At 42.9% G+C, this 4597-nt stretch carries 5 protein-coding genes and 1 pseudogene; 5 read left to right on the top strand and 1 reads right to left on the bottom strand.

Annotated elements, in window-relative coordinates; genetic code table 11:
* The 5 genes and pseudogenes from HWQ38_RS17005 to HWQ38_RS40485 form a co-directional block, all read left to right on the top strand.
* A partial coding sequence (locus HWQ38_RS17005) for a TonB-dependent receptor (protein ID WP_292795470.1) occupies positions 1 to 384 on the top strand: 384 nt, incomplete at its 5' end.
* 67 nt (positions 385 to 451) lie between these two features.
* The gene (locus tag HWQ38_RS17000) at positions 452 to 1453 is read left to right on the top strand and encodes an iron-siderophore ABC transporter substrate-binding protein (RefSeq protein ID WP_292795468.1); all 1002 of its coding nucleotides are present in this window, start codon (positions 452 to 454) and stop codon (positions 1451 to 1453) included.
* A 426-nt stretch (positions 1454 to 1879) separates the two neighbouring features.
* Positions 1880 to 2656, top strand: a pseudogene (locus tag HWQ38_RS16995) (sucrase ferredoxin).
* Positions 2657 to 2743: 87 nt separating this feature from the next.
* Complete coding sequence (locus HWQ38_RS16990; RefSeq protein WP_366933308.1) at positions 2744 to 3889, top strand: MFS transporter; 1146 nt, start codon at positions 2744 to 2746, stop codon at positions 3887 to 3889.
* Positions 3886 to 4101 (top strand): hypothetical protein, encoded by a 216-nt coding sequence (locus tag HWQ38_RS40485; RefSeq protein ID WP_366933307.1) that lies wholly within the window; start codon positions 3886 to 3888, stop codon positions 4099 to 4101. The genes HWQ38_RS16990 and HWQ38_RS40485 overlap by 4 nt, the downstream gene beginning before the upstream one ends.
* 185 nt (positions 4102 to 4286) lie before the next feature.
* On the opposite strand, the gene HWQ38_RS16980 is transcribed toward HWQ38_RS40485, so the two are convergent.
* Positions 4287 to 4556 carry a hypothetical protein gene (locus HWQ38_RS16980; RefSeq protein ID WP_292795462.1) on the bottom strand — a complete coding sequence of 90 codons (270 nt, stop codon included), beginning with the start codon at positions 4554 to 4556 and terminating at the stop codon, positions 4287 to 4289.
* Between the last annotated feature and the right edge of the window lie 41 nt (positions 4557 to 4597).

Below are 4597 nucleotides of genomic sequence, written 5' to 3'. Positions count from 1 at the left end.
TTCTTCTGCTTAACTCTTTGTTACATACTTATAAATTTTCTCCACGACTTACTTAATCGCTTACCAGGCACTCCCAAACACAGTGCTAGTCTCTGGACAACTTATGAGATTCAATCAGGTGATTTGCAAGGCTTGGGTTTTGGAATTGGCTTCAATTACATCGGTAAACGTTTTGGCGACTTGCAAAATTCTTTTGAGGTGGATAGTTATTTCCTCACCAATACGGCTATTTTTTATCGACGAAACAACTGGCGGCTCGGTCTGAATTTCAACAACCTGTTCGACATCAATTATATAAGTAGTGCTGCAACATCCTCTAGAATTCGAGGTATCGAACCGGGGCAACCATTTACCGTGATTGGCTCAATTTCGGTAGAATTTTAGGTAAAACTTGATGATCATATTTCCTATTTGGAGGATCAGCCGCAGGCTTAAACTATGGGTAGTAGCAATGCTTACTACATTCACGATCGCTGCCTGTGGTGGTCGGGTAGTTCAGCATCCAATTAGCAAACAATTGTCGCCGGCGATCGCTTGCCAAGTCATTTCCCATGAAATGGGGAGTACCACAGTTTGCGGTCAACCCCAGAAAATTGTGGCAATTGGTACTAGTATGCTGGAACTCATCCTATCACTGGATATCCAGCCAGCTGGATTTGCCAACCGGATCTTGTTTCATCTGGGTGATTACGATCGTCCCAGCACTCAGATTCCCTATTTGGGGAAGTTGGTAACTAGTCAACCAATAAATGTGGGTCTTGATTATAAACCTTCTCTTGAGGCATTACTAAAAATCAAGCCCGACTTAATTCTAGGAACAGAAGTCAACAGAAATCAGTATGAAATCCTCTCAAAAATTGCTCCAACGCTACTATTTAAATGGTTGGATACTAAAACTAATCTACGAGTAATTGCCAAAGCCATTGGAAATCCTCAAAAAGCCGAACAAATCATCGCTGAAAACGACCAGCGTTTAAGGAATGCTCACAAATTATTTTCTCCCTTTGTCGCAGCCCATCCGCGAGTGCTGATGCTCACCCCTGATAACCATTTGATTCAAAATAAACTCGTTACCGGTAGTAACAGTTTATGTGGTTCCCTCGTTGCTGATTTGGGATTTCAATTAGTGTATCTTTCTGCTGCAAATACCAAGATTCCACCGCTAATCTCTATAGAAATATTGCCCCAATTCAACAATGCAGACTTAATTATTTTGTTGGGATACAACTTTGGCCAGTCTAATCATCTCAATGAGCCGAACAAATTTCAAGACAACCAAGTGAATAATCTCAAGCAGGAGTGGGAGAAAAATGCGATCGCTCAATCAATGCAGGCTAGCAAAGATGGGCGAGTATATTTCCTCCCTGCTTATCTCTGTTTGGGTTTACCAGGACCTATCGGTACAGAACTCTACCTCAAAGAACTGCAAAAGCAATTGCTTCTATCTCCTTGACATCCTCCCCGCCGTAAACGGTCGGGGATTCCTAAGACTCACGACTTAGGTTTCTGTTTCATAGCAACCGCCTCCACCCCCTAAGAGGATTTGGTCTTATGTTCGCTCCACAGACTTTACGACTGCGTGTCCCGCAGCAACTTGAAATTGATAAAATGTTCAGGTGTTTTGTAACTTAAGGGTGTTTCCATTGCCTCTCGTTCTTATCCCAGTCTGCCGTCTTTTCTGCGCCGTCGATAGTCTTCTACCGAACTTTGGTGTTAGGCTTTCTGTCTCCGATGTCTGGGTGGGTCAACGACGACTTCTAACTCTACCACGATACCTCTAATATAAAGCCGTTCTTAAAGGCGTTGCCCTGAGCTTGCCGAAGGGACGGGGTTTTAAACCCATTTTTCTGATAAATTAATTACTTTCCCTGCAAACAATATGATGACTCAAAAATTATTAACGAATTGTCAGTTTTGCTCGGTTGTCTCCAAAGCTAATGGTGAAGACCCCATTGGTACAGCTAGCAATGCTGACATTTGGTTAGTTATGGAAATACCGCAGCCTTGGACAGAAGAACGCTTAGAAACAGATCCCGTCCTGAATCAGATCCATGATTTGTTTCATGAGGTACAAGACCAGGGTATCCAGGTAATGCCAATAGCGATCGCTCCTGACCAAGAGTATTCCACGCCAGGATACACTCGCGTGATACACTACCAAAGACCAGCCAAAAACTTTGCACAGTTCGATAAGCAAGAATTTCTCGTTCCAGAGCATCAGTTCGGTCAGTTGGTTGCAGCCCTCCTGAAACAGTCCCAGGAATTACATCAATTTGAACCTTACCGACAGCCCAGAAATGACACCCGCGAGATCATGGTTTGTACCCACGGTAACGTCGATGTCGCCTGCTCTCGCTTTGGCTACCCTATTTATCAAAAGTTACGCTAGGAGCATGCAGCCACATCCCTTGGACAGTTGCGAGTTTGGCGATGTTCCCACTTTGGCGGTCATCAGTTTGCCCCTACCCTTTTTGACCTGCCCACAGGACAATTTTGGGGACATATTGAACCAGAGATGTTAGATATTTTAGTGCGACGTGACAGTCCAGTTAAACAACTGCGTCAGTTTTACCGGGGCTGGTCGGGGATAACGAAGTATGAGCAACCTCTAGAGTTAGTCAAGCAGTATCAGGTCAGCCAACTGACTCTTTCCTAGTACAATACGGCGTAAATCAACCACCCATTTCAAATGAATAAAATCCTTACGCTGTATTCATTTTTAATTTTTAATTTTTAATTCACGGTGGTACTAGTCCCTTATTTTCCCATTTTTGCCGTGCGTACTTTCATGATTATCTGGTGCGGTCAGATCGTCTCTGCGATCGGTAGCGCCATGACTCGCTTTGCTCTGACCATTTGGGTTTGGCAATTAACTGAAGAGGCAACAAGCATAGCCTTATTCAGTTTCTTTTACCAATTTCCATTAGTCTTTGTTTCCCTGTTTGCTGGAGTTCTTGTAGACCGTTATAATCGCAAGTACCTGATAATTTTGGGCGATACTATTGCTATTTTATGCACCATCATCATTGGGTTGCTCTACTCAACTAACAATTTACTTATTTGGCATCTCTACTGTCTAATTGCCATTTCTAGTTGCTTTGGACATATCCAAAATCTTGCTTATGAAGCTTCTATTCCCTTGATGGTGCCAAAGCAGCATTACACTCGTGCTAGCAGTATGAGTTCTTTGGTTACTCATGCTTCAACAATTATTGCTCCAGCTTTAGCTAGTATTTTTTATCCGATCATTGGTCTAGTGGGGATCATCGTAGTTGATGTTGCCAGCTTTGCTCTGGCTGTGGGTATGTTTATCTTCCTCCAACTACCCCAACCGCCTCGTATAGAGATAACTAACTATGAGAGTGAGACAATCTCGCAAAAACTAACTTTGGGTTTTCGCTACATCTTATCAAGACCCGGTTTATTAGCAATGACGATCGCTTTCTCCTGCTTTTGGTTTGCCTATCAATTAGGAGAAACTTTATACCAACCAATGATTCTCGCACGCACAGATGGCAATACCCAAGTTTTAGGTGTTGTGATGACAGCTGCGGGAGTCGGTGGTGTAATGGGGGGCTTATTCTTAGGTATTTCGGGAGGATTTAAGCATCGAGTTCATGGTATGTTGGTAGGGTTTATTGGTAATGGTTTGAGCAGAGCTGTATTCGCTTTAGGTCAAATACCATTAGTCTGGATTGGCTCTCAGTTTTGCTCCTCTGTAAATCTTCCCTTATTATTCAGTTCCAGTAGTGCTATTTGGTATGCCAAGGTAGCACCAAGTGTTCAAGGGCGGGTCTTTGCATCTGACCACACTATTGGCATGATTATTGGCACAGTTGCCAGTCTCACTGCTGGGCCACTAGCTGACAAAGTTTTGAACCAGCAATGAAACCAGGAGGTTTTTTGACATCCGTTTTTAGTCCTATATTTGGTACTGGAGCAGGTAGTGGTATGGCTCTTTTGTATCTAATTACTTCATTTTTTATTATGTTAGTTGGTTTGGGTGGCTATATATTCCCAACGCTGCGGAATGTAGAAATTGCTTTGCCAGATCATGATGCCATTGTTACCCATGCCTCAAGTGCCACAGACAAGGAATAATTTTTTCAGACATTACACAAAAAATCTGGCGTTGCTGAATGAAAGTATGATTTTTTTCACGCAGTAGACGCTTTGCGGCTTCCCGCAGGGTGGCGCAGAGGAGGACACTTGCGTGGGCGGCTTTGCCGACTTGAGCAAAGTTTCCGTAATTAATCTCAATATATTTATTAGTTTCCTTTTTCATATTAATGGAACGGACAACCATTAGATACTTGATGATGAGGATCAATTAGCCGTAAGCGATTTTGAGCAAATTTGTCTAACACATCTACTGCTGTACTTTTATCACAACGCAAACTGCCCATTTCACCACCGCCAAACTTTTGACAAACAGCTTTATGGGCAGTTGCCAAACTAAAATAAGCAGTCACAAACTTTTCATATTGCGGCTGGAGTTCAGCAGGTAGTTTCTCAAAAATCGGTCGGAGTCCTTTCCAAATCCAGGGCGAACGCATCTAAATATAGTACATAATTACTAAAGAAGAGATAAAGGCAG

It is taken from the genome of Nostoc sp. NMS7 (genome assembly GCF_017115085.1).
Lineage (GTDB): Bacteria > Cyanobacteriota > Cyanobacteriia > Cyanobacteriales > Nostocaceae > Nostoc.
Note: the sequence above shows the minus strand (reverse complement) of the source record. Positions and strands in the feature narration are given on the sequence as shown.